A 2,260-nucleotide genomic window follows, 5' to 3' on the forward strand; every position below is an offset into this window, starting at 1 on the left:
TTCGGTGGTAATAGCGTGAGGCAAACGCCCGGTTACATTTCGAACCCGGAAGCTAAGCCTTACAGCGCCGATTGCGTGCGGGCGCGTTGTGGCTGGTCGCGCATGCGCCGCTCAACTGGCCGCGGACGGCGTGGCGCGGTCGGGCTCGGTCGGACCGAGGATGTCGTCGCGCCCTTGGGTGATGTGCCCGGCTGGGGACCGCTTCCTCCGCGCACGCCGGACACCACCGCGCGCGTCGGGACGGCCTGTTCCCCGGCCCGACGTTCCCGTGTGGTTCGCACCGAGGGCTACGGCCGATTCTTCCGGCCGAGGGTCGATGAACCGGTGTGGTTCACGTAGGCGCTGGCGGGTGCTTCTCCGGGCCGGGGACCGACGGGCCTGTGTGGTTCACGCCGCTGCCGGCGGGCGTTTCGCCGGGCCGAGGGTGGGCGAGCCGGTGGTTCACGCCGCTGCCGGCGGCAGCTCCTCCCGGCCGGAGCCCGACGTTCCCGTGTGGGTTCACACCGACGGCGGCGGCTGTTGATCCCGCCCGGCGATGTCTAGGAGCATCGTCGCGGCCACCATCGCCCCATCGGTACGAATCGTGTCGGCCGCCGATCTCGCCCGTGCGCGGGTCTCCGGGGCCAGGGCCGTCGTGAGCGCGGTCGACAACGACTCGACGGTCGGAGTCGGACCGTCGTGCGCCGCGCCGATGCCCAGTTCGGCCACCCGGCCGGCCCAGTACGGCTGGTCCGCCATCTGGGGCACCACCACCTGCGGCGCACCGGCGCGGGCGGCATCCGTCGTGGTGCCCGCGCCGCCGTGATGAACGACAGCGGCCACCCGCCCGAACAGCGCCTGCTGGTTCACCTCGCCTACGACGAAACAGTCGTCCCCGTCGTCGATCGGACCGAGGTCGGCCCACCCGTGGGACAACAGGGCGCGCCGCCCTCGCGCCCGGATCGCCTCGACGGCCACCCGGGCGACATCCCTCGGCGCGCGCATGCTGCCGAATCCCACGTACACCGGTGGCGTCCCGGCGGCCAGGAACGCCACCAGTTCCTCCGGGAGTTGGCGTACGTCGGGCCGGGTCCACGCGCCGGTCTGCACGACGTCGAGGTCCGGTGTCTCCCGCCACGCGCCGAGAACCGGGTCCGCCGCCAGCCACGGCCGGTCGGTGAAGACGTGGTCGCGGACGTTGGACACAGGTGGCAGGCCGATCGACTCCCGGTGTGTGTTCAGCGCTACGGCGAACACCGCGTCGATGCTCCGAGCGTCCAGGTCCCACAACGCCCGGTGGTCGGTCACCCCCGGAGGAAACGGCAGACCCTCCCGCGCCGGCGGCGAGTGGTGCGGCGACGGCAGCGCGTTCAGCTGGTAACTCGCGTACACGTAGCGGATGTTGAGCCTCTCGGCCACCGATCGCGCGGCGATCTGCATCAAGCCGGATGCCACCAACGCGTCGCAGCCCTCGGCCGCAGCCGCCAGGCCGTCGAACTGCTCGGCCAGTAACCTGGCGCGGTACCGGGCGAGTTCGGCCGCAGACGGGGGACTCGCCCCGTGCATGATCGGACGCACCGGCCGGCCGATCGGCACCAGTTCGGCGCCGATACCTGAGAGTAACTCCGCAAACACTTTGTCCGGCGGCACGCACATCCGCACCTCCGCGCCGAGTTCCCGTAATCGGAGCGCGAGTGCTCCCAACGGTTCGACGTCCCCGCGCGACCCGTACGTCGACAACAACACGCGCATTTCACGACTCCCGTTTGCGTGGGTTTCGGTCCCGGCCAGTGCGCGGCCATTCTGACATCTCTGCCGATCGACGCGGCTCCCAAACCTTTAATCCGGTGCAGCTGCGGAAATAGGAGACCTTCTTTGCCTGTGCCCTCGTTCCGCCTCGCCACAAGGGAAGTTGTGTGGCGGTGTGCAGACTTTCCTCCCGTATGCGAGTTTCGCGGGATTCTTTATCAGGGGTGTCGGTCCCGTGACGCTCCGGGGAATGTCAAGTGTTGACATGCTCGGAGCGCCTGATCGATGATTACGACCGCGTCACGGAGTTCTGGAAGGGAACGGAAGGGAATCCGGGTGCGCAGGAAAGCGATGTGGCCAGGTAATTGGCCAGTAATTTCGAGAATCGAATTATCGAATCGCCAGACCCCTTCGACGCCCTTCAATCCCCTTCAGGCCTCTTTGCTCCGTGGGCTCGCCCTCCCCATCAACGACCTGACGCGTGCCCCGTCTCGCGGTGACAGTTCCGAGGTGACGGCGCCCCGTGCATCCC

1 protein-coding gene and 1 rRNA gene are annotated in these 2,260 nt (G+C 68.8%); one reads left to right on the forward strand and one right to left on the reverse strand.

The genetic code is table 11. The features are described from left to right. A 5S ribosomal RNA gene (gene rrf, locus ACNFOC_RS53495) occupies positions 1-116 on the forward strand. Positions 117-498: 382 nt separating this feature from the next. Here the strand turns inward: rrf and ACNFOC_RS53500 are convergent. Next, positions 499-1,731, reverse strand: coding sequence for a glycosyltransferase (locus tag ACNFOC_RS53500; RefSeq protein ID WP_416966185.1), 1,233 nt, complete (start codon positions 1,729-1,731; stop codon positions 499-501). Positions 1,732-2,260 lie beyond the last annotated feature (529 nt).

Origin of the sequence: Streptomyces colwelliae (assembly GCF_048158785.1) — a bacterium.
In the GTDB taxonomy this organism is placed as follows: domain Bacteria; phylum Actinomycetota; class Actinomycetes; order Streptomycetales; family Streptomycetaceae; genus Streptomyces.

Bases quoted from the DNA above. Each gene is read 5' to 3' on its own strand.
- ACNFOC_RS53500 (WP_416966185.1), bottom strand. From the start codon at position 1,731: ATGCGCGTGTTGTTGTCGACGTACGGGTCGCGCGGGGACGTCGAACCG.